At 64.6% G+C, this 20,511-nt stretch carries 21 protein-coding genes; 17 read left to right on the top strand and 4 right to left on the bottom strand.

What is annotated here, in order from left to right; translation table 11 throughout:
• Positions 1 to 4: 4 nt before the first annotated feature.
• The 9 genes from sufB to AC1DWU_RS08170 all read left to right on the top strand — a co-directional run bounded on the left by sufB (position 5) and on the right by AC1DWU_RS08170 (position 7,846).
• Positions 5 to 1,504 carry a Fe-S cluster assembly protein SufB gene (gene sufB, locus AC1DWU_RS08210; RefSeq protein WP_477149482.1) on the top strand — a complete coding sequence of 500 codons (1,500 nt, stop codon included), beginning with the start codon at positions 5 to 7 and terminating at the stop codon, positions 1,502 to 1,504.
• Positions 1,504 to 1,827 (top strand): hypothetical protein, encoded by a 324-nt coding sequence (locus AC1DWU_RS08205; protein ID WP_477149481.1) that lies wholly within the window; start codon positions 1,504 to 1,506, stop codon positions 1,825 to 1,827. The genes sufB and AC1DWU_RS08205 overlap by 1 nt, the downstream gene beginning before the upstream one ends.
• Entirely contained in the window at positions 1,824 to 2,339 is a 516-nt protein-coding gene (locus AC1DWU_RS08200; RefSeq protein WP_477149480.1) for a cupin domain-containing protein, read from the top strand. Before AC1DWU_RS08205 ends, AC1DWU_RS08200 begins: the two co-directional genes overlap by 4 nt.
• A gap of 8 nt (positions 2,340 to 2,347) precedes the next feature.
• Positions 2,348 to 3,097: a Fe-S cluster assembly ATPase SufC gene (gene sufC / locus AC1DWU_RS08195; protein ID WP_477149742.1), complete on the top strand. Its 750-nt coding sequence runs from the start codon at positions 2,348 to 2,350 to the stop codon at positions 3,095 to 3,097.
• Between the two features lie 11 nt (positions 3,098 to 3,108).
• Positions 3,109 to 4,311 (top strand): Fe-S cluster assembly protein SufD, encoded by a 1,203-nt coding sequence (gene sufD / locus AC1DWU_RS08190; RefSeq protein ID WP_477149479.1) that lies wholly within the window; start codon positions 3,109 to 3,111, stop codon positions 4,309 to 4,311.
• Positions 4,312 to 4,321: 10 nt separating this feature from the next.
• On the top strand, positions 4,322 to 5,542 hold the full coding sequence (locus AC1DWU_RS08185; protein WP_477149478.1) for a cysteine desulfurase: 1,221 nt from the start codon (positions 4,322 to 4,324) through the stop codon (positions 5,540 to 5,542).
• A gap of 9 nt (positions 5,543 to 5,551) precedes the next feature.
• Positions 5,552 to 5,974, top strand: coding sequence for an SUF system Fe-S cluster assembly protein (locus AC1DWU_RS08180; protein WP_477149477.1), 423 nt, complete (start codon positions 5,552 to 5,554; stop codon positions 5,972 to 5,974).
• A gap of 53 nt (positions 5,975 to 6,027) precedes the next feature.
• Complete coding sequence (locus tag AC1DWU_RS08175) at positions 6,028 to 6,408, top strand: HesB/IscA family protein (protein ID WP_477149476.1); 381 nt, start codon at positions 6,028 to 6,030, stop codon at positions 6,406 to 6,408.
• Between the two features lie 160 nt (positions 6,409 to 6,568).
• Entirely contained in the window at positions 6,569 to 7,846 is a 1,278-nt protein-coding gene (locus AC1DWU_RS08170; RefSeq protein ID WP_477149475.1) for a 3-phosphoshikimate 1-carboxyvinyltransferase, read from the top strand.
• Here the strand turns inward: AC1DWU_RS08170 and AC1DWU_RS08165 are convergent.
• The 3 genes from AC1DWU_RS08165 to parE form a co-directional block, all read right to left on the bottom strand.
• Positions 7,843 to 8,895, bottom strand: coding sequence for a GGDEF domain-containing protein (locus tag AC1DWU_RS08165; RefSeq protein ID WP_477149474.1), 1,053 nt, complete (start codon positions 8,893 to 8,895; stop codon positions 7,843 to 7,845). The genes AC1DWU_RS08170 and AC1DWU_RS08165 overlap by 4 nt on opposite strands.
• Positions 8,896 to 9,027: 132 nt before the next feature.
• Positions 9,028 to 10,464, bottom strand: a complete 1,437-nt coding sequence (locus tag AC1DWU_RS08160; RefSeq protein ID WP_477149741.1) for a DEAD/DEAH box helicase — start codon at positions 10,462 to 10,464, stop codon at positions 9,028 to 9,030.
• A gap of 314 nt (positions 10,465 to 10,778) precedes the next feature.
• Positions 10,779 to 12,815 (bottom strand): DNA topoisomerase IV subunit B, encoded by a 2,037-nt coding sequence (gene parE / locus AC1DWU_RS08155; RefSeq protein WP_477149473.1) that lies wholly within the window; start codon positions 12,813 to 12,815, stop codon positions 10,779 to 10,781.
• Between the two features lie 397 nt (positions 12,816 to 13,212).
• Between parE and AC1DWU_RS08150 the strand changes: the two genes are divergently transcribed.
• From AC1DWU_RS08150 to AC1DWU_RS08125, 6 genes are all read left to right on the top strand, one after another.
• Positions 13,213 to 13,653 carry a hypothetical protein gene (locus AC1DWU_RS08150; RefSeq protein ID WP_477149472.1) on the top strand — a complete coding sequence of 147 codons (441 nt, stop codon included), beginning with the start codon at positions 13,213 to 13,215 and terminating at the stop codon, positions 13,651 to 13,653.
• Positions 13,654 to 13,755: 102 nt separating this feature from the next.
• Positions 13,756 to 14,082 (top strand): hypothetical protein, encoded by a 327-nt coding sequence (locus AC1DWU_RS08145; protein ID WP_477149471.1) that lies wholly within the window; start codon positions 13,756 to 13,758, stop codon positions 14,080 to 14,082.
• Positions 14,083 to 14,241: 159 nt separating this feature from the next.
• Positions 14,242 to 14,415 carry a hypothetical protein gene (locus AC1DWU_RS08140; RefSeq protein WP_477149470.1) on the top strand — a complete coding sequence of 58 codons (174 nt, stop codon included), beginning with the start codon at positions 14,242 to 14,244 and terminating at the stop codon, positions 14,413 to 14,415.
• Positions 14,416 to 14,687: 272 nt separating this feature from the next.
• Positions 14,688 to 16,217 carry an ABC-F family ATP-binding cassette domain-containing protein gene (locus tag AC1DWU_RS08135; protein ID WP_477149469.1) on the top strand — a complete coding sequence of 510 codons (1,530 nt, stop codon included), beginning with the start codon at positions 14,688 to 14,690 and terminating at the stop codon, positions 16,215 to 16,217.
• 190 nt (positions 16,218 to 16,407) lie between these two features.
• Positions 16,408 to 17,124 (top strand): PilZ domain-containing protein, encoded by a 717-nt coding sequence (locus AC1DWU_RS08130; RefSeq protein ID WP_477149468.1) that lies wholly within the window; start codon positions 16,408 to 16,410, stop codon positions 17,122 to 17,124.
• 113 nt (positions 17,125 to 17,237) lie between these two features.
• On the top strand, positions 17,238 to 17,858 hold the full coding sequence (locus tag AC1DWU_RS08125; RefSeq protein WP_477149467.1) for a PilZ domain-containing protein: 621 nt from the start codon (positions 17,238 to 17,240) through the stop codon (positions 17,856 to 17,858).
• Here AC1DWU_RS08125 and AC1DWU_RS08120 read toward each other — a convergent pair.
• Complete coding sequence (locus tag AC1DWU_RS08120) at positions 17,855 to 18,466, bottom strand: LysE family translocator (RefSeq protein ID WP_477149466.1); 612 nt, start codon at positions 18,464 to 18,466, stop codon at positions 17,855 to 17,857. The two genes, AC1DWU_RS08125 and AC1DWU_RS08120, sit on opposite strands and share 4 nt — an antisense overlap.
• Before the next feature lie 116 nt (positions 18,467 to 18,582).
• Here AC1DWU_RS08120 and AC1DWU_RS08115 point away from each other — a divergent pair, with 116 nt between their 5' ends.
• Together AC1DWU_RS08115 and AC1DWU_RS08110 are read left to right on the top strand one after the other, a co-directional pair.
• Entirely contained in the window at positions 18,583 to 19,278 is a 696-nt protein-coding gene (locus AC1DWU_RS08115; protein ID WP_477149465.1) for a helix-turn-helix domain-containing protein, read from the top strand.
• A 65-nt stretch (positions 19,279 to 19,343) separates the two neighbouring features.
• Positions 19,344 to 20,489 carry an epoxide hydrolase family protein gene (locus AC1DWU_RS08110; protein ID WP_477149464.1) on the top strand — a complete coding sequence of 382 codons (1,146 nt, stop codon included), beginning with the start codon at positions 19,344 to 19,346 and terminating at the stop codon, positions 20,487 to 20,489.
• Positions 20,490 to 20,511: the final 22 nt, after the last annotated feature.

Here is a 20,511-nt window from a genome sequence, read left to right as displayed (position 1 = left end):
GACAATGGCCCGTTACGATATCCCGACTTTGAAGGAAGAGATCGAGGGAGACACCGTCGAGAAGGTGCTCGCGCTCGATGTCGACAAGTACAAGTACGGGTTCGAAACTGACATCGAAGTCGACAAGGCGCCCAAGGGCCTCAACGAGGACACCATCCGCTTCATCTCCGCCAAGAAGGGCGAGCCGGAGTGGATGCTGGAGTGGCGGCTCGACGCCTACAAGCGTTGGCTGACCATGGACGAGCCGACCTGGGCCAAGGTGCACTACCCCAAGATCGACTTCCAGGACATGTACTACTACGCGGCGCCCAAGAGCTCGAACCGGCCCAAGAGCCTCGACGAGATCGATCCGGCGCTGCTCGAGATGTACGAGAAGCTCGGCGTGCCGCTGAAGGAGCGTGAGCTTCTCGCGGGCATCGAGCAGCCGAAGGTTGCCGTGGATGCCGTGATCGACTCCGTTTCGGTCGGCACGACGTTCCGCGCCGAGCTTGAGAAGATGGGCATCATCTTTTGCTCGATCTCGGAGGCGATCCGCGAGTACCCGGACCTGGTGAAGCAGTACCTGGGCTCCGTCGTGCCGGTGTCCGACAATTACTACGCGACGCTGAACTCCGCCGTCTTCACCGACGGCTCGTTCTGCTACATCCCCAAGGGCGTCCGCTGCCCGATGGAGCTCTCGACCTATTTCCGCATCAACGAAGCCAAGACCGGCCAGTTCGAGCGCACCCTGCTGATCGCCGACGAGGGCGCTTACGTTTCGTACCTCGAAGGGTGCACGGCACCGGCCCGCAACGAACACCAGCTGCATGCGGCGGTGGTCGAGCTCGTCGCGCTCGCCGACGCCGAGATCAAGTACTCGACGGTGCAGAACTGGTTCCCTGGCGACAAGAACGGCAAGGGCGGCGTCTACAACTTCGTCACCAAGCGCGGCGATTGCCGCGGCGATCGCTCGAAGATCAGCTGGACGCAGGTTGAAACCGGCTCGGCGATCACCTGGAAGTACCCGAGCTGCATCCTGCGCGGCGACAACTCGTCGGGCGAGTTCTACTCGATCGCCATTTCGAACGGCTATCAGCAGGTCGATAGCGGCACCAAGATGCTGCATTTGGGCAAGAACACCACGAGCCGGATCATCTCCAAGGGCATCGCGGCGGGTTTTTCGGACAACACCTATCGCGGCCAGGTCTCTGCTCACGCCAAGGCCAAGGGCGCGCGCAACTTCACCCAGTGCGACAGCTTGCTGATCGGCGACAAGTGCGGCGCGCACACCGTGCCGTACATCGAAAGCCGCAACGCAACGGCGGTGTTCGAGCACGAAGCGACGACGTCGAAGATCTCGGACGATCAGATGTTCTACTGCCAGCAGCGCGGCCTCTCGGAAGAGGAAGCTGTGGCGCTGATCGTCAACGGGTTCGTCCGCGACGTGCTGCAGCACCTGCCGATGGAGTTCATGGTCGAGACGCAGAAGCTGATCTCGATCTCGCTCGAGGGCAGCGTCGGCTGATGGCCAAGTACTGGTTCGCGCGCCGGTTTCCGGTCACCGAGGTCAACGCCAATCGGATGGGTCCGGTCAGCCGTGAGGGCTGGCTGGTGGTCTGGTCGTTCGTGGGCTCAATGGTGCTGGGCGCCATCGGGCTGGTCGTCGCCTCGTTCGCGTTCCGGCAGCCGATGATCGGCTTCATCATCCTGATCGTGCTGTCGTCGATCGGCATGACAGCGTTCCTGACGCTCGCCTATCAGAAGGGCGACAAGAACCACACCGTGGACGACTACAAGTCGGGCAGGGTGCGCCAGAGACCCAGCCAAGACATGGGGCGCCAGTCGTGAGCAGGCCGATCGTGAACATTGCCGATCTCGACCTCAATCACGAGGTGAAGGGTTCTCTCTACGAGGCGTCCGACGCCCGGATCGGGCCGATGATCGGGGTCCGTGACCTCGGGATCAGCTATACCGAGGTGCCGGCTGGCAAGTCGGCCTGCCCGTTCCACAACCATCACGTCGAGGATGAGATGTTCATCATCCTCGAAGGCGAGGGCACGTATCGGTTCGGTCCGGATAGCTATCCGATCAAGGCTGGCGATGTGCTCGGCGCCCCGGCCGGCGGGCACGAGACGGCGCACCAGATCATCAATACGGGCTCGGGCCCGCTCCGCTATTACGGCATCTCGACGATGTCGATCGCAGACGTCTGCGAATACCCTGACTCGGGCAAGTTCGGCGTGTTCAGCCGCTCCACCCGCAACCCCTACGACAAGTCCACCGTCCGCCACCTCGATCGTCTGGGCAATGGCCTCGACTATTGGGACGGCGAACCCGGCGCAGAAGGCACAGAGAAATGACCACCCCCATGCTCGAAATCCGCGACCTCACCGTCCGCATCGAGGAACGCGAGATCCTCAAAGGCGTGAATCTCGTCGTCCCCAAGGGCGAAGTGCACGCGATCATGGGGCGCAACGGCTCGGGCAAGTCGACGCTCAGCTATGTGCTGGCGGGCAAGGAGGACTATGAGGTCACCGGCGGCGAAGTGCTGCTCGACGGCGTCAACATCCTCGAGATGGAGCCGTCGGACCGTGCCACGGCCGGACTGTTCCTTGCCTTCCAGTACCCGATCGAAATCCCGGGCGTCGCGACCATGACGTTCCTCAAGGCGGCGCTGAATGCCAAGCGCAAGGCCAATGGCGAAGGCGAGCTCTCCACTCCCGACTTCATGCGGGCGGTGAAGGAAGCCGGCGCATCGCTGCACATCGACAGCGACATGCTGAAGCGCGCCCTCAATGTCGGGTTCTCCGGTGGCGAGAAGAAGCGCGCCGAGATCCTGCAGATGGCGCTGCTGAAGCCCAAGATGTGCATTCTCGACGAGACCGATTCCGGCCTCGACATCGACGCGCTGAAGGTGGTGTCCGAGGGCGTCAACGCGCTCCGCTCGCCGGACCGCTCGATGCTGGTGATCACCCACTACCAGCGGTTGCTGAATCACATCGTGCCGGATGTCGTGCATGTGTTCTCAGACGGCAAGGTGGTGGAGAGCGGTGGCAAGGAGTTGGCGCTGGAACTCGAGGCCAAGGGCTATGCCGGCTTCGACGATGCGGCGGCGTAAGGGAAATGACCATGCATGTCCCTGTCCGGCTCGGGCCGGCTGAACTGAAGCTCATCGACCAGCTCACGGCCGCCGGTGCGGTCGCGGAGGCCGAGCGCCTGACTGGTGCCGGTCTGCCAACACGGCGGGTCGAGGCCTATCATTATACCGACCTGAAGCAGTTGCTGCGCTCGGTTCCCGAACTGGCGGGTGCTGCCACCGAGGCGAGTGCTCCGGCGCTGCGCGTCGCCGGTGCCTATCAGCTGATGATCGCCAATGGTGTGGTGCAGGAGACCGGCACGGCGCCGGCCGGCGTCATCGTCGGCAAGGCGGCGGGTGGCGTACTCGACACCCGTGACGATGTGGTTACGCGTCTCAACATGGCGCTGACGAAGGAGTGCCTGACGCTCGATCTCGACGGTTCCGTCGATCCGGTGATCCAGATCGACCGTCGCACCGAAGGCGCGGCCGGTCACTCGACCAGCGCCGCGAAGATCTTCGTTTCCGATGGCGGCAGCGCAGTGATCCTCGAGACCTATTCGGGCAGCGATGAAGCCCACCTTGGCAACCACGCCACTTACCTGGCGGTCGGCAAGAACGCCAAGGTGACCCACATCACGGTGAACCTCGCGGCCAAGACCGCGACGCACTTTGCCTCGAACGAGTATCACCTCGCCGAGGGCGCGCAGTTGCGCACCCTGATCATCAACGCCGGCGGCGCGCTGAGCCGTACCCAGCTGTTCCCGCGCTACGAAGGCGCCGGAGCGCACGCCGATGTCACCGGGCTCAACCTCGTCAGCGACGGGCAGCACAGCGACATCACCATGGATGCACTACACGCCGTCCCGCACACGTCGTCCAAGCCGCTGTTCAAGTCGATCGCCCGTGGGCGGTCGAAGGCGGTGGTGCAGGGCCGGCTGGTTGTGGCGCGCGATGCGCAGAAGACCGATGCCAAGCTGATGAGCCAGGGGCTGATGCTCTCGGACGAAGCCGAGATCCTCACCAAACCCGAGCTCGAGATCTATGCCGACGACGTGGTCTGCGGCCACGGCTCGACCTGTGGCCGGCTCGACGACGAGTCGCTGTTCTACCTGGTGAGCCGCGGCATCGCGAAGGCCGACGCCGAGACCATGCTGGTTCGGGCTTTCCTCGCCGAACTGATCGACCCGATCGAGGACGAGGCGTTGAACGAGGCGCTGACGGCCGTGATCGAGGACTGGCTGGCAAGAGGCTAGTGGTTTGCACATGAGCTTCGATCTCGCCAAGATCCGCGCCGATTTCCCGATCCTCGAAGAGAAGATCCACGGGAACCGGCTGGTCTATCTCGACAGCGGCGCGTCGGCGCAGAAGCCGAACCAGGTGCTCGACCGGATGGATTGGGCACATAGGCACGCCTATGCCAACGTCCACCGCGGCCTCCACACGCTCGCCAACCGGGCCACGGAGGCCTACGAGGGCGGACGCGAAGCAGTGCGGCGGTTCGTCAATGCCAAGCGGCCGGAGGAGATCATCTTCACCCGCTCGGCCACCGAGGCGATCAACCTCGTCGCGGCGTCCTTCCTCGGTCCGCGGATCGGCGAGGGCGACGAGATCGTGCTCTCGATCATGGAGCACCACTCCAACGTCGTGCCGTGGCATTTCCATCGCGAGCGCAAGGGCGCGGTGCTGAAGTGGGTGGACGTGCGCGACGACGGCAGCTTCGATCTTGATGCGTTCGAGGCGGCCCTGTCGCCGAAGACGCGGATGGTGGCGATCACGCATATGTCGAACGTGCTGGGCACGGTGACGCCGATCAAGCAGATCATCGAGATTGCCCATGCGCGGAAGATCCCGGTGCTGATCGACGGCAGCCAGGGTGCGGTGCACCTCAAGGTGGACGTGCAGGACCTGGGCGCCGATTTCTATGTGTTCACCGGCCACAAGCTCTACGGCCCGACCGGTATCGGCGTGCTGTACGGGCGCTATGACCTGCTCGCCGACATGCAGCCCTACCAGGGCGGTGGCGAGATGATCGACGTGGTGACCCGCGACACCGTCACTTACAACGAGCCGCCGCACCGCTTCGAGGCCGGCACGCCGCCGATCGTGCAAGCGATCGGGCTCGGCGCCGCCATCGACTATGTCGAGGGGATCGGCCGTGAGGCGGCGCAGGAGCACGAAGCGGAACTTACCGGTTACGCGATGGAACGTCTGCAGCGGATCAATTCGCTGCGCCTGATCGGCACTGCGCCGGGCAAAGGCGGTATCTTCTCGTTCGAGGTCAAAGGCGCCCACGCGCACGACGTCTCGACGATTCTCGACCGTTACGGCATCGCGGTGCGCGCCGGCACGCACTGCGCCATGCCGCTGCTGCAAAGGTTTGGGGTCACCTCTACCTGCCGGGCCTCCTTCGGCCTATATACCGGCAAGGATGATATCGACGCTTTGGTCGAGGGCATCGAAAAGGCGCGAAGCTTTTTCGCGTAAGGGTTGGATATGTCTGACGAAGCGAACGAACTGGCTCCCGATACCGCTGCTCCCACCGTCGAGGTGGTAGCGGAGGAGCCGCTGCGAATCTCGCCGACTATCGCGGCGTCACTGCCCGCTGAGGACGTGGAGCGGATCACCAAGGACCTCATCGGGGTGCTGAAGACGGTCTACGACCCCGAAATCCCGGTCGACATCTACGAGCTGGGGCTGATCTACAAAGTCGACCTCGATGACGACCGCAACCTCACCATCGACATGACGCTGACCGCACCAGGCTGTCCAGTGGCCGGCGAAATGCCGGGGTGGGTGGAGAACGCGGCGCGCTCGGTCGAGGGCATCCAGGACGTCACCGTCAACATGGTCTACGATCCGCCATGGGACGCCTCGCGCATGAGCGAGGAAGCGCAGGTCGCACTGAACTGGTGGTAAAGTTCACGCGTTAGGTCTATATATCGTCTTGTTACGATGAAGGTCTGCAGCCGATGCCTTTGAAGATCATGAGCCTCACCGATGCTGCCGTCGAGCGCATCAACGAGATCATCGAGGACAGCGCCACGCCGGTGATGGGCGTGCGCGTCGGCATCAAGGATGCCGGCTGCGCCGGGCAGTCCTACACGCTTGCTTATGTCTCGGAGCCGGTGAAGGGCGACGACCATATCGAGGACAAGGGCGTCCACGTCTTCGTCGAGCCCAAGGCGACGCTGTTCCTGCTCGGCACCGTGATGGACTTCGAGGAAGACATCCTCAAGTCCGGCTTCACCTTCAAGAACCCGAACCAGACCGGCGAATGCGGCTGCGGCGAGAGCGTGCAGCTGAAGCCTGCGGATCTGAAGGCATTGGCCGAGGCTCGGCAGCACGCCTGATCCGGAGCGACCGGGCTTGGCACGCCACTAGCGTTGCGCTACATCCATCCCGCTTGCTTCAACCTCACCCCGGCAAAGGACCGGGCCATCCAGGATATCGATGTGTCCGGCGCAGCCGGAGTGAGTGCGGCCACGGCCGCCTGTTTGACGGAGTCCACCATTGACCGCCGCCGCTTCCTCAAAGCCCGAGGCTTTGACCATCATTCCGCCTGACCATCCGCTCGTCGGCCGCGTCACACCGCCGGGGTCGAAGTCGATCACCAATCGCGCGCTGCTGCTGGCGGCGCTCGCGAAGGGAACAAGCCGGTTGACCGGGGCGCTGAAGAGCAAGGATACGGCGCTGATGGCCAAGGCGCTTATCCAGATGGGCGTCAGTGTCGAGGAACCGGATGCGACCAGCTTCGTCGTCACCAGCGATGGCACGCTGAAGGCGCCGACCGAACCGCTAGTGCTGGGCAATGCCGGCACCGCCACGCGCTTCCTGACGGCTGCCGTATCGCTGGTCGAGGGCAGGGTGGTGGTGGACGGCGACGACGCCATGCGCAAGCGCCCGATCGAGCCGCTGCTGGTGGCGCTTCGCTCGCTCGGCATCGATGCGACCAGCGAAACCGGCTGCCCGCCGGTGGTGATCAACGGCACCGGTTCGTTCGGCAGCGGCCGCGTCGAGATCGATGGTGGCCTCTCCAGCCAGTACGTCTCGGCGCTGCTGATGGCGGCGCCATTCGGCGAAGGTCCGATCGAGGTGGCACTGACCGGCAAAGATCTCGATGCGCGGGGCTACGTGAACCTGACGCTCGCGGCGATGCGGACGTTCGGCGCCAGCGTCGAGCAGGTTAATGAGATGACGTGGAAGGTCCAGCCCACCGGCTACCAGGCAACGGACTTTCACATCGAACCCGATGCCTCGGCTGCAACCTACCTCTGGGCCGCCGAAGCGCTGACGGGCGGCAAGATCGACCTCGGCGTGCCGATGGACGCGTTCACCCAGCCCGACGCCGAGGCTGCGAAGCTGATCCGCATGTTCCCCCGCATGCCGGCGGTGATCGATGGCTCGCAGATGCAGGACGCCGTGCCCACCCTCGCCGTGCTCGCCGCGTTCAACGAGACACCGGTGCGCTTTATCGGCATCGCCAATCTCCGGGTCAAGGAATGCGATCGCATCTCGGCGCTCTCCACCGAGCTCAACCGGATTCGGCCAGGGCTGGCGCATGAAGAGGGCGATGACCTGGTGGTGTCGTCGGACCCGCGGCTGATCGAGCTGAAGCACCGTAACGCCCGCACCAGCATCGAGACCTATGAGGATCACCGCATCGCGATGAGCTTCGCGCTGGCGGCACTGAAGATCGGCGGGATCTCGATTCTCGACCCGGACTGCGTGGGAAAGACCTACCCGGGCTATTGGGACGCGCTGCGGTCGCTCGGGGTGGAGACGGCCTAGGCCGCGACGATATCGTCGTCCTTGAGGTCGTTCTCGCCCACCACCAGGTTACGGCCGCGGTGCTTGGCAGCGTAAAGGCAGCGGTCGGCGCGCTCGATCAGGCTCGAGGGCGTGTCTTCGGGCCGGTACAGCGCGACGCCGAACGACGCGGTGACCCGGCCGAGCTTCTCGTTGGTCGAGCGCTTCAGCAGTTCCTTGGCCTGGATTGCCTTGCGGATATTGTCGGCGAGGATCATCGCGCCTTCGAGATCGGTATCCGGCAGCACCGCGGCGAACTCCTCGCCGCCGTAACGGGCGGCGATGTCCTTGCCCTTGATGTTCGATTTGAGCGTCATGGCAACGAGGCGCAGCACCTGGTCGCCGGTCTGGTGGCCCCACGTATCGTTGAAGCGCTTGAAGTGGTCGATGTCGATCAGCATCAGGCACAGGTGGTCGCCGCTCTCCTGTGCCCGGCCGATTGCACGCAGCAGGCCATCGTCGAACGCCTTGCGATTATAGACTTTGGTCAGCGGGTCGAGCAGGGCCTCGCGGCGCACGTCGTCGAGGTCGCGCTGCAGTGCCTCGATGTCGTCGCGCGAGGCGGCGAGGTTCATCTCGAGCAGGTTGTTGGCGTCCTGCATGCGGCGGGTTTCCGCCAGCAGAGTGTTAGCCAGTTCGCGCAGCCGGACACCGTCGAGCTGGTCCGCCCCCAAATCGCCGCCGGCTACCTGCAGCGTTGCAGAGTAGGCGTTGGCGGTGGTCATGGCGGTATCGATCGCGTCATGGATGGCGACGATGCGGTGCGACATGCGCTCGGAGACGCTGGAGATGCGAGCGTCGGCGTCCTGCGCCTTGAGGAATTCGTTGTAGAGTCGCTCCGCGATGTCGGCGTTGGCGTGGCCATCGCGGAAAATGGCGTTGATGCGGGCGTTTAGCGCCGGGTTGATACCGGTCGCATAAGTATAGAGCAGCTCATAGAACTGCGGGTACGGTGGAATCGTCGCGCGCTTCAGCAGGTCGATCGCCGAATTCGCGTAACCGAGAGCGCGTCTGAATTCCTGCTCTGACACCGTTCCCCCAAGCACCGGTCGACGCCGGTAGTTCGGGCGCCATTGTCTGTCTTTCAGGATTAACGGCGCGTAAAAACACTTCGGCCGCTAGGTATTCTACGCAGATCGGCAGACGAAGTCTGTTGATCGAGCCTATTTCCGGAGCAGAAACGCCGGAATCGGTCCATCCGAACCGAACGGCGAATCGGCAACAATCCCCTCCACGTGATCGTTGCGCGGTGCGCGACCCGGTTTCTCGGCGCCGTTGCCGCGGTTGCGCTCGGCACGCGGAGCCTCGCTGCGGGGCGCGTCGTTGTGTGCCGGGCGGCGCGAGCGCTCTGTATGCTGGCCACGCGGCTCGCGGTTCTCCTGCGGCGCGGCTTCGGCCGGCACTGCCTCGTTCTCACGTGCACGGCCCCCGCGGCGGCCACGACCACTGCGTGGAGCACGCGGCTCGGTGCCTTCCTCGGCGGCCGGAGGCGCGGCGCGCTCGACCGGCGCTCCGCCCAGCTTCACCTCGGGAATGTCCTTGGCGATCAGCTTGGTGATGGCGTCGATGTACTTGCCGTCCGACGGAGTCGCCAGCGTGATTGCAACACCCGAGCGACCAGCGCGACCGGTTCGGCCGATGCGGTGCACGTAGTCTTCGGCATGGGTCGGCACGTCGAAGTTGAAGACGTGGCTCACCGCCGGGATATCGAGGCCGCGGGCCGCGACGTCGCTGGCGATCAGCAGCTTCAGCTTGTCAGTCTTGAAGCTGTCGAGCGTCTCCGTGCGGCTCTTCTGGTCCATGTCGCCGTGGAGGCCTCCGGCCGAGAAGCCGTGGCGCTCAAGCGAACGGGCGAGGGTCGCCACATCGCGCTTGCGATTGCAGAAGATGATCGCGTTCTTGAGGTTCTCTTCGTCGCGGATCAGCCGGCGCAGCGCGTCGCGCTTTTCCTCAGGCTTACCGGAGACGCGCACCAGGCGCTGCTCGATGGTCTCGGCGGTCGAGTTCTGCCGCGCCACTTCGATCTTGATCGGATCGCGCAGGAACCGGCTGGTGAGGCGCTGGATTTCGGGCGGCATGGTAGCCGAGAAGAAAAGCGTCTGCCGGCGTGGCGGCAGCAGGCCGCAGATGCGCTCGATGTCCGGGATAAAGCCCATGTCGAGCATGCGATCGGCTTCGTCGATGACGAGGATGTCGACGCCGGTGAGCAGGATCCTGCCGCGCTCGAACTGGTCGAGCATACGGCCAGGGGTGGCGATCAGCACGTCGGCGCCACGATCGAGCACCTTGTTCTGGTCTTCGAAGCTGACGCCGCCGATCAGCAACGCAACGTTGAGCTTGTGGTTCTTGCCGTACTTTTCGAAGTTCTCGTGCACCTGCGCCGCGAGTTCGCGCGTCGGTTCGAGGATCAACGTACGGGGCATGCGGGCACGGGCACGGCCGCTTTCCAGCAACGTCAGCATCGGCAGCACGAATGATGCGGTCTTGCCGGTGCCGGTCTGGGCGATGCCGATGATGTCCTTCTTCTGAAGAACATGCGGGATGGCCTGCGCCTGGATATCGGTGGGCTTGGTGTAACCGGAGGCGGCAACCGCATCCATCACCTTGGCGCTGAGGCCGAGCCCGGTAAAGTCATTTGCCAAATCAGTGGTCCGCTCAAGTAGGAAAGGCAGATCGACGGGCAGCTACTTGAGAAGGTGCGGGTCGACGAACTGTCGCAAAGAACAAGCCGGATAATCAGGCTTCGCCTTGCAGCAACCAATCCGGACTCCGCCCTGTCCGGGGCTGCGCGCGACGCGCCCGGAACATAGTGGAAACCCCTTGCGAGTCAACGGGATTTGCGCCCGCGTGATTAATCGCGGCGCCAATAGGTCGCGGGGGTTGCCGCGGTAACGGCTAGATGGGAACGAACTGGCTAGATGTCCAGGTCCGTCACGAACGCCGCGTTCTCCTGGATGAAGTCGAAGCGGGCTTCGGGGCGATTGCCCATCAGGCGGTCGACGGCGGCGCGCGTATCCTCGAGGTCCTGGCGGATGCGGACCTGCAACAGCGTGCGGCTGTTCTTGTCCATGGTCGTCTCGCGCAGGTGCACGTAGGGCATCTCGCCGAGGCCCTTGAAGCGGGTGATGTCCGGCTTCTTGCCCTTGAACTCGGTGGCCAGCAGCTGGTCGCGGTGCGCGTCGTTCATCGCGTAGGCGACCTTGGGGCCGGCGCTGATGCGGAACAGCGGCGGCATGGCGAGGTAGAGATGGCCGCCATCGATGAGCTTGGGCATCTCCTGGAAGAAGAACGTCATCAGCAGCGATGCGATGTGGGCGCCATCGACGTCGGCGTCGGTCATCAGGATGACCTTGTCGTAGCGCAGCTCGTCCTCGCGATAGCGCTCGCGGGTACCGCAGCCGAGCGCCTGGATCAGGTCGGCGATAGCCTGGCTGGCCTGTATCTTGTCGCGGGTGGCGCCGGCGACGTTGAGGATCTTGCCGCGCAACGGCAGGATCGCCTGGCTCTTGCGGTCGCGCGCCGACTTGGCGCTGCCGCCGGCCGAGTCGCCCTCAACAATGAAGATCTCGGCGCCCTGGGCGGCCGACTGCGTGCAGTCGGCCAGCTTGCCGGGCAGGCGGAGCTTGCGGGTTGCCGACTGGCGGTCGACTTCCTTTTCCTTCTTCCGCCGCAGCCGTTCCTCGGCACGCTCGATGGCCCAATCGAGCAGCTTGCTCGCCTGGTTGGGCGAGGCGGCGAGCCAGTGGTCGAATGGGTCGCGCAGGGCCGTATCTACGATGCGGGTGGCCTCGGGCGAACTCAGCTTGTCCTTGGTCTGGCCAACGAACTCGGGTTCGCGAACGAATACCGAGAGCATGGCCGAGCACTGCACCAGTACGTCCTCGGCGGTCAGCTGCGCGGCGCGCTTGTTGCCGCTGAGCTCGGCGTAGTTGCGCAAGCCGCGGAGCAGGGCGACGCGCAGGCCCTGCTCGTGCGTGCCACCATCGCCAGTCGGCACGGTGTTGCAGTAGGAGTTGACGAAGCCGTCGCCGAGGCACCAGGCCACCGCCCACTCGACCGCGCCGTGCGTGCCGGGCTTGCCGATGGTGCCCGAAAAGATGTCCTCGGCGATGCGCGGCTCGCCCTCGATGCGGTTGCCGAGGAAATCGCGCAAGCCGCCCGGGAAGTGGAAGGTGGCCTTGGCCGGCACATCCGAAGTGGCGAGGCTCTCGTCGCAGGTCCAGCGGATCTCGACGCCACCGAACAGGTAGGCCTTCGAGCGCGTCATCTTGAACAGGCGGGCAGCGGAGAACTTGTGCTCGCCGAAGATCTCCGGATCGGGGTGGAAGCGCTGCGTGGTGCCGCGCCGGTTCTGCACCTTGCCCACGGTCTCGACGCCGCCGAGCGGTTTGCCGCGCGAAAACGCGATGCGGTAGAGCATCTGGTCGCGCGCCACCTCGGTGACGAGGCTGTCGGACAGCGCATTCACCACGGAAACGCCAACGCCGTGCAGGCCGCCCGAGGTCTCGTAGGCCTTGCCGTCGAACTTGCCGCCGGCATGCAGCCGCGTCATGACGATCTCGAGGGTCGACACGCCCGGGAATTTCGGGTGGTTCTCGACCGGGATGCCGCGGCCGTTGTCGGTGACGGTCAGGAACCCGTCTTCGCCGAAGTGCACCTCGATGCGGCTAGCGTGACCCGCAATAGCCTCGTCCATCGAGTTGTCGATGACTTCGGCGAACAGGTGGTGCAGCGCGTTGGCGTCGGTGCCGCCGATATACATGCCGGGGCGGCGGCGTACCGGCTCCAGCCCTTCGAGCACTTCGATGTCGGCGGCGGAGTAGGAGGCGGCGTGGGCGACGCTGGGCGGCGGCGAGGCAGGGGCGGACGCTTTTGGCGGCGTGGGCGTGCTCGCGCGCTGCGGAGCAGGGGGCTCGTCCTCAGGGCCGAAAAGGTCTTCGATCGCCGCCATGAAATCTCCGTCCGAGGCGCGAATCAAGCGCCTCACAAGCTCTAGCATACTTGCCGCTTAGGGTGGGTTAAGCGGGAGGTAGGGCGCCCCGCGGCCCCTGTCAACCGGTCGTGAACGGCAAGTGAATGCACGGTTCCGCGAGCGTTCAACGGCGGGCGGCTAATCCACCGCTCGAGATTGCGGAGCGCCTTGCTGGGGCCGGTAGGCAGTGTCCGGGCAGGGCGTTCGGCAATCTCACAACGTTCGCGCCTGATATCACTCGGGATTCCGCCGCCGTGTTGCCTGCAACATGAACGGAGGATGAACGGGCGATACCGCATTGGTTAAGAATGCAACGTTTAGGGTCGTGGCACGCTAGTGGACCTGGCACCTGTAGCGACTCGCAAGGAGACTAAAAATGACAACGATGCTCAACACCGTGCTGAAGTCCGGACGTGCCGCGATCGTGGCTCTGACGCTGGGCGCCGCCACGGTCACGGCGCTGCCGGTCCAGGCTCAGTCGTTCAGCTTCAGCTTCGGCATCAATGGTGGAGGCTCCGACTTCGCATTCGGACTCCGCGATGGCCGGAAGTTCAAGCGTGAATGCCTGACCAACAATGAGATCCGTCGCGGCCTGCGCCGCAACGGTTTCGAAGACATCCGCTTCCTCGATCGCCGTGGCGTGCGGGTGAAGGTTTATGCCGAGTTTGGCCGCAGGGCCTTCATCCTGACCATCAACCGCTGCACCGGCCGCGTGATCGACATCGATCGGGTGCGCCGTGACCGAGGCTACGACCGCGAGGATCGCCCTGGCGTCGGGCTGCAGTTCAACTTTGGCGGCGGAAGCATGGGCTACTGAGCCACCTACCGGCGGGAGCCGGATCCTCCCTCGCGCTCCCGCCAGGTCCCGGCCCCACAAGGCCGGGATTTTTTTGTTTCGGGAGCCGCAAAGGAGAACGTTATGAAAGCCACCACGCTTATCCGCGCCGCCGTGCTCGGTCTGGCGCTCAGCGCTTCGGCACTCCCCGTGCAGGCGCAGAGCATGCAGTTCCAGTTCGGCTTCGGCACCGACGGTTTCGGCTTTCGCCGGCCGCTGCTCTGCCTGGAGCTGACCGACCGGCAGATCCGCAACGCCGTCCGCGACCAGGGCTACAGCAACATCTCGCTCAACGTCGCCAATAACCGCCGCATCCAGGTACGGGCGACCCGTGGCGGCTGGGTCTATCTGCTCAGGGTATCGACCTGCACGGGTGCTATCCTCGATCGCGAGCGGCTCCGCCGCAGCTGATCGAAATCTCAGTGAATCCAGAGCGTCCGGTACCGTACAATGGGCCGGACGCGTTGTTTTGGAGCACTCCGTTTAGACTTCGTTCGTTTCTTCGAAGCACTTTCTTAAGCGCTCACGACTATAAATTTCACATACGGTTTTCGTGTCTGGAGTAGCCGTATGCGCGCCCAAGCCAAGAGCGGTCTCGCGTACCTTGAGACCGGTTTTCGGGCGCCACGCGACAGCGGATGGCAGCAGGCCGGGTTTAATAGTTTTGCGTACCGGCTTGCCCATCTTGCGTTGCCTCGCCCGCTGATGCTCACCGCCATTGCCGCGCTCTTCTACCTGGCGTGAGCGGGAGCTGGCACTTGACCTTCAATCCTGCCTGATGCTCTAAACGCCTCGTCCGCAATGCAAACCAAGGAGGGTCGCGTGGGCTATCGTCATGACCAGCACCGCAGTCGCGGCCCTGTTTCGGCCCTGCAGCTTTAGTTGCAGGGCTGGCCGAAGGGGTCCGGACGTCTTCGTCGTCTCACCATTCTGGTCTGCCCAAGCCGGCTCCGCTTTTTGCGTGAGCCATTGACGGCACCGGCGCATACGCGCCCCGATATCCAGAAGAGACGAAAATGGGCTCGATCAGCCTCAAGAACCTCGCCATCACCGCCACCGATCCGCTGTTCCACGACCTGAGCCTCGTTGTCGCCGATGGCGATCGCGTCGGGCTCGTCGCCGGCAACGGTTTGGGCAAGACTTCGCTGCTGCGGGTCATCACCGGGCTGGCCGAGCCGACGACCGGCGAGGTCGTGCGTTCGCGTGGCCTGAGGATCGGCTACGTCGAGCAGGACGTGCCGGCCGAGCTGATGTCGTTGACGATGCGCGACGCCGTGCTGGGCGCCCTGCCGGAAGCGGATCGCGATTCCGATGCCTGGCGGGCCGATGTGGCGCTCGACGGGCTCGAGACGCCGTATGAGTTGCGCGACCGGTTGGTCTCGGCGCTCAGCGGCGGGTGGCAGCGGCTGATGCTGATCGCACGGGTGTGGGTGACTGATCCCGATGCGCTGTTGATGGACGAGCCCACCAACCATCTCGATCTGTCAAAGCTGTTCCGGCTCGAGACCTGGCTGAACCGCGAGGCGCGCAACCTGCCGCTGATAGTTGCGAGCCACGACCGGGATTTCCTCGACGCGGTGACCAACCGCACGCTGTTCCTGAGACCCGGAACCTCCCGCTACCTGCCGCTCGCCTACTCTGCGGCGCGCCGGGAGATCGAGCGCGAGGATGCGTCGCAAGAGGCGCAGAACGAGCGTGACCTGAAGGAGGCGGGCAAGCTCAGGAAGCAGGCGGCCAAGCTCAACAATATCGGCATCAACTCGGGCAGCGACCTGCTGGTGGTGAAAACCAAGCAGCTGCGCGAGCGGGCGGCGAAGATCGAGGAGGCGGTGCGTCCGGCGCATCGCGAGCGCTCGGGCGAGATCAAGCTCGCCAACCGGGGCACCCATGCCAAGCTCCTGGTAGCGATCGAGAACGTTACCGTGACGACGCCCGCGGGGCAGGGGCTGTTCAAGATCGACAAGCTCCACATCTTCCAGGGCGATCGCATCGTGCTGCTGGGCAAAAACGGCACCGGCAAGTCGCAACTGGTGAAGCTGATCCACCGCGCTATGACCGATCCGGAAGGCGTGCCGGGTATCCGAGTGACGCCGTCGCTGGTGCTCGGCTACACCGACCAGGACATGTCGCAACTGCCGGTGAAGGAGACGCCGGACAGCTTCATCTCGGTCACCTTCAAGCAACCGGACGCGCGCGTGCGAAGCCTCCTCGCCGCGACCGGTTTCGTCATCGAGAAGCAGACGCGGCCGATCGGCCAGCTGAGCTTCGGGCAGCGCGCCCGGCTCGGGCTGCTGGCCCTGCGGCTGACGGAGCCGAACTTCTACCTGATGGACGAGCCGACGAACCACGTCGATATCCCGGGTCGCGAGGCACTCGAAGGTGAGATCCTGGCGCACGAAGCGACCGCAGTATTGGTGTCTCACGATCGCAGCTTCGTCAGGAACGTCGGGACGAGATACCTGCAGATCGACGGCAAGCGACTCAAGGAAGTCGAGGGACCGGAGGCGTTCTTCGAGGCGATGATGCTGGAGGTGGATGAAAGGTAGTCGCCTGGTCGTAGTACAAATCACCTACGGCGGGGGCTGCTTAACTCCACCCGATGAGAGCTGGCTGTACTTTTCGGTGCGATGTCATTAGTTGCCCCGCCGAAATACTGTGCGTCCACGCAGCAGGTAAGGTCTGGTTCATAGCTGCACATGCAAGCTTGCGTACGACGACACGCGGGATTGTCCGGCTATGGCTCAGGCGAAGCAAGACGGGACCTTACGCAGCCCCAGCCCGGCCAGCCGCAAGGACGTGCGTTTCATCGGCGATGTGATGGGTAGCTACGTGCTCGCGAGCCGCGCGCAGACGCCTGGAGCGGTCAAGGTGTTCGCTTGCCGTTCACGCAGCATCTCGCCGCACGAAGCCGTCCTTAATGCTCCGGTCGCCGGTGCCCCCGGCGATGCACTGACCATGACCTTGCAAGGTCTCGGAATTCTCCATGGGCGGATCAGTCGCATCCTCGAGGGCGGATTTGCGGTGGCCTTCGATTGTACCGAGCAGGAACAGGTGACGCTCGGGGCGCGGATCGACTGGCTGAAGCGTCGGACGCTCAAGACGGTGAGCGACCGCCGGGGCCACAGGCGGGTGCTGCCGCGAGAGACCCGCGCCAGTCTGGTGCTGGGCGGTGGCAAGCGGTTCGAGTGCTTCATCATCGACATGTCGCAATCGGGCGTGGCGGTCTCGGCCGACGTGCTGCCGCCGGTGGGGTCCCTTGCCGGGGTTGGGGCCGTTCCCGGTCGCGTCGTCCGGCACATCGAGGCCGGCTTCGCCGTGCAGTTCGCCGAACTGCAGTCCATCAGCCAACTCGAGGGACTGCTCACCTTGACGACCAGCGATCATCGCCTCCTTGCCGGCGAGAAGCTCGCGCTGAAGAGTAGCGTCCGGCCGCCCTCGCGGCTCGTATGGTAACCGTATTCTTAGTGGAGCCCCTAGGGATTGCCGGTAGGAGGCAACGGGGCATTCAGGCTTTCACGCTAGCGTGATGATAACGATTACATCTAACGCCAGCCAGGAAGCTCGCAATGAGGCAGGATGCCTCCCCGCGGTCCAGCGATGTACGATTCATCGGCGCGCTGATGGGCCGCTATCTGCTCGCCAGCCGCAAGAATCGCACCCATCGCGTCCAGGTCTTCGCCTGCCGACTGCAGAGCATTTCGCCACAGTTGATGGTCGCGTCGGCCCCAGTACTTGGTGCTCCCGGCGAAGAGCTTTCTGCCAATTTCGAACCCTTCGGAACCGTCAGGGGCCGGGTTGCCCGGCTGATCGAAGGTGGATTCTCGATGGCGATTGAGGCTAACCCCGACGAGCGCGACCTGCTGGTCAAGCGCATCGGCTGGTACAAGAAGAAGGTGTTCCAGGGCGTGGCCGACAAGCGGGCACATCGGCGCCTGATGCCGCGCGACCCACGCTCGACAATCCTCTTCGGCGATGGCAGCCGCTTGCCCTGCCTGATCATCGACATGTCGCGCTCGGGCGCAGCGCTGTCAGCGGACGTACAGCCCGATCTCGGCACACCCCTGGCAGTGGGCCGGGTGGTGGCGCGTGTGGTGCGCTGGCTGGAGGTCGGCTTCGCCGTGCAGTTCCTCAGCGAGCAGGACCCCGAGGGCCTCGAGGAGCGCCTGCACCTGTCCGCCGGCGCCTAGCGCTCGGTCAGCGCCAGTTTGGCCCCCAGCGCCACAAAAGCGGCGGCGAAGCTGCGACGCATCCAGGTGAGGACGCGCGGGCGGGTGACGATGTGCTGGCGCACCGCGGCGGCGAACACGCCGTAGATGGCGAAGATCACGAAGGTGGCTGCCATGAACACCGCGCTCAATTCCAGCATCTGGGGCAGGGCGTCGGGCGAGTCCGTCCGAACGAACTGGGGCAGGAAGGCAAAAAAGAAGATCGACAGCTTCGGATTGAGGATGTTGATCAGGATGCCCGAGACCAACACCTGGCGCACTGATTTCGGCGCCGCCTCGGTGTTGACGCTGAGAGCGCCTTTCTCCCTGAGCGTCGCCCAGGCCATGTAGAGCAGGTAGGCGACGCCGAGGTATTTGACGATCTCGAAGGCCAGTGCGCTGGTGTGAAGCAGGGCGGCGAGCCCGGTGATCGCCGCGGCCATGTGCGGGATGATCCCGAGCGTGCACGCGAGTGCCGCGAGGATGCTGGCACGCGCGCCGCGCGTAAGGCCCGCAGCCAGCGTATACAGCACGCCGGTCCCCGGCGAGGCGACGATGACCAGCGTGGTGATGAGGAATTCGGGCGTCATGGCGAGCTCCGGACCGGCAAGGCTGGCGGCAGCATAGCCATGTCGGCGAAGAGCGCCAGAGGGTTGACGGGCCAGGTGATTTGGCATCCTGGCGTGTCGCTGCTAGGCTCCGTTCCATGAAGCGCATCGTGCAAAGCCGGCCGGTCGACTCGCCCTTCGTCGAGAGCATCAGCTCCGTACGTTTCGATACGACCGGGACGACGCTGATGCAGCCCGATGGCTGCTGGGATATCGCCATCATCAAGCGCGGCGATGAGACGATGGTGCTGCGCACCGGGCTCACTACCCAGCCGGTGGTCTACGAGCACGAGGCGGGCGACGAGCAACTGGTGATCTCGTTCAAGCCGCACAGCTTCATGCCGCTGATGCCCGGCGACGTGATGCGCGACGAAGGCGTGATGCTCGAGAAGTTCGGCAAGGGCGGCTTCTGGATCGGCACCGACGTGCGGGAGATCCCGACCTTCGAGAACGCCGATGTGTTCGTCGAACGGCTGGTGCGGGATGGCATCGTCGACAGCAACGAACTGGTCGCCTCGGTGGTCGAGGGCCAGCCCAAGGCGATGACCGAGCGCACGCTGCAGCGGCATTTCCTCCGCACCACCGGGCTGACCTACAAGCACTTCACACTGGTGCAGCGGGCGCAGAAGGCGGTGTCGATGCTGCAGATGGGGCGGCCGGCGGTGGACGTGGCTCTGGCGCTTGGTTTTTCCGATCAGGCGCACATGATCAATTCGCTGAAGGTGATCATGGGGCAGACCCCCAAGGAGATCATCCGCGCCACCCCGAGCGAGGTTGTCGGAAACTTCCAATAATCGCGGATGGGGGTTGGGTACGAAGGGGGTGTCTTCACCGCTAACCCCCAAACGGAGTACCCAAAATGGCCACCATCACCCCCTTCAAGATCGACGTTTCCGCCGCTCAGCTGCAGGATGTCCAGGACCGCCTCGCCCGCACCGTGCTGCCGAGCGAAGTCGACGGCAGCTGGGCCGCCGGCCCGACCAACGCCTATGTCCGCGGTGCCGTCGACCGGCTGCTCAACGGCTTCGACTGGCGCAAGGCCGAGGCCGGGATCAACAAGCTGCCGCAGTTCACCACCGAGATCGACGGGCAGAACGTCCACTTCATCCATGTGAAGTCGGCTGAGAAGAACGCCACGCCGCTGCTGCTGATCCACGGCTGGCCGGGTTCGGTGGTCGAGTTCCTCGACGTGATCGGGCCGCTGACCGATCCGGTTGCCCACGGTGGCAAGGCCGAGGACGCATTCGACGTTGTGGTGCCGTCGCTGCCCGGCTTCGGTTTCTCCGGCCCGACCCGCGAGGCCGGCTGGAACAACGTCCGCATCGGCAAGGCCTTCGTCGAGCTGATGGATCGGCTCGGCTACCAGCGCTTCGGCGTGCAGGGCGGCGACGCCGGTGCCATCATCGGGCCCGAGATCGGCCGGCTGGCGCCGGAGCGGGTGATCGGCGTGCATCTCAACGCAGCGACCATGGGCTTCATCCCGTTCGGCCCGGTTTCACCGGAAGAGATCGCGACCTTCACCGACAGCGAGAAGGTACGGCTGCAGCGGGTGCAACGCTTCATGGCCGAGCACTTCGGCTTCAACGTGATGCAGTCGAGCCGCCCGCAGTCGCTGGCCTACGGCATCTCGGACTCGCCGGCGGGGCTGCTGGCCTGGATCAGTGAGCTGTTCACCAGCTTCGGCGACCGGGTGGATGCGGTGCCGCTGGACAAGTTCCTCACCAACTTCATGATCTACTGGTTCACCGGCACCGCCGCCTCGTCGATCCGGCTGTACTACGAGAATGCGCATGATCCGGAGGCCTGGTCGCCCAAGGCGAATTCGGGTGTGCCGACCGGCGTCGCGGTGTTCGGCTACGATGAAGTGCCGATCCGTCGCTATGGCGAGGCCAGCAACACGATCGTCCGTTGGAACGAGTTCGACGTCGGCGGGCACTATGCGGTGCTGGAAGTGCCGGACGTTTGGGTAGGCGACGTGCGCGGGTTCTTCGGCGATATCCGCTGAGCGCCAGCCCTGGAGTCGAAAG

The sequence above is a fragment of the Devosia sp. P2_G7 genome, assembly GCF_056403495.1.
This window is presented reverse-complemented; position numbering and strand designations above follow the sequence as displayed.

What these genes read in the sequence shown, in the direction of transcription:
- sufD (WP_477149479.1), top strand. Translation starts at nt 3,109, where the DNA reads ATGCATGTCCCTGTCCGGCTCGGGCCGGCTGAACTGAAGCTCATCGAC.
- AC1DWU_RS08185 (WP_477149478.1), top strand. Translation starts at nt 4,322, where the DNA reads ATGAGCTTCGATCTCGCCAAGATCCGCGCCGATTTCCCGATCCTCGAA.
- AC1DWU_RS08150 (WP_477149472.1), top strand. Translation starts at nt 13,213, where the DNA reads ATGACAACGATGCTCAACACCGTGCTGAAGTCCGGACGTGCCGCGATC.
- AC1DWU_RS08125 (WP_477149467.1), top strand. Translation starts at nt 17,238, where the DNA reads ATGAGGCAGGATGCCTCCCCGCGGTCCAGCGATGTACGATTCATCGGC.
- AC1DWU_RS08160 (WP_477149741.1), bottom strand. Translation starts at nt 10,464, where the DNA reads ATGGATGCGGTTGCCGCCTCCGGTTACACCAAGCCCACCGATATCCAG.
- AC1DWU_RS08135 (WP_477149469.1), top strand. Translation starts at nt 14,688, where the DNA reads ATGGGCTCGATCAGCCTCAAGAACCTCGCCATCACCGCCACCGATCCG.
- sufB (WP_477149482.1), top strand. Translation starts at nt 5, where the DNA reads ATGGCCCGTTACGATATCCCGACTTTGAAGGAAGAGATCGAGGGAGAC.
- AC1DWU_RS08175 (WP_477149476.1), top strand. Translation starts at nt 6,028, where the DNA reads ATGCCTTTGAAGATCATGAGCCTCACCGATGCTGCCGTCGAGCGCATC.
- AC1DWU_RS08110 (WP_477149464.1), top strand. Translation starts at nt 19,344, where the DNA reads ATGGCCACCATCACCCCCTTCAAGATCGACGTTTCCGCCGCTCAGCTG.
- sufC (WP_477149742.1), top strand. Translation starts at nt 2,348, where the DNA reads ATGCTCGAAATCCGCGACCTCACCGTCCGCATCGAGGAACGCGAGATC.
- AC1DWU_RS08145 (WP_477149471.1), top strand. Translation starts at nt 13,756, where the DNA reads ATGAAAGCCACCACGCTTATCCGCGCCGCCGTGCTCGGTCTGGCGCTC.
- AC1DWU_RS08180 (WP_477149477.1), top strand. Translation starts at nt 5,552, where the DNA reads ATGTCTGACGAAGCGAACGAACTGGCTCCCGATACCGCTGCTCCCACC.
- AC1DWU_RS08130 (WP_477149468.1), top strand. Translation starts at nt 16,408, where the DNA reads ATGGCTCAGGCGAAGCAAGACGGGACCTTACGCAGCCCCAGCCCGGCC.
- AC1DWU_RS08140 (WP_477149470.1), top strand. Translation starts at nt 14,242, where the DNA reads ATGCGCGCCCAAGCCAAGAGCGGTCTCGCGTACCTTGAGACCGGTTTT.
- parE (WP_477149473.1), bottom strand. Translation starts at nt 12,815, where the DNA reads ATGGCGGCGATCGAAGACCTTTTCGGCCCTGAGGACGAGCCCCCTGCT.
- AC1DWU_RS08120 (WP_477149466.1), bottom strand. Translation starts at nt 18,466, where the DNA reads ATGACGCCCGAATTCCTCATCACCACGCTGGTCATCGTCGCCTCGCCG.
- AC1DWU_RS08115 (WP_477149465.1), top strand. Translation starts at nt 18,583, where the DNA reads ATGAAGCGCATCGTGCAAAGCCGGCCGGTCGACTCGCCCTTCGTCGAG.
- AC1DWU_RS08205 (WP_477149481.1), top strand. Translation starts at nt 1,504, where the DNA reads ATGGCCAAGTACTGGTTCGCGCGCCGGTTTCCGGTCACCGAGGTCAAC.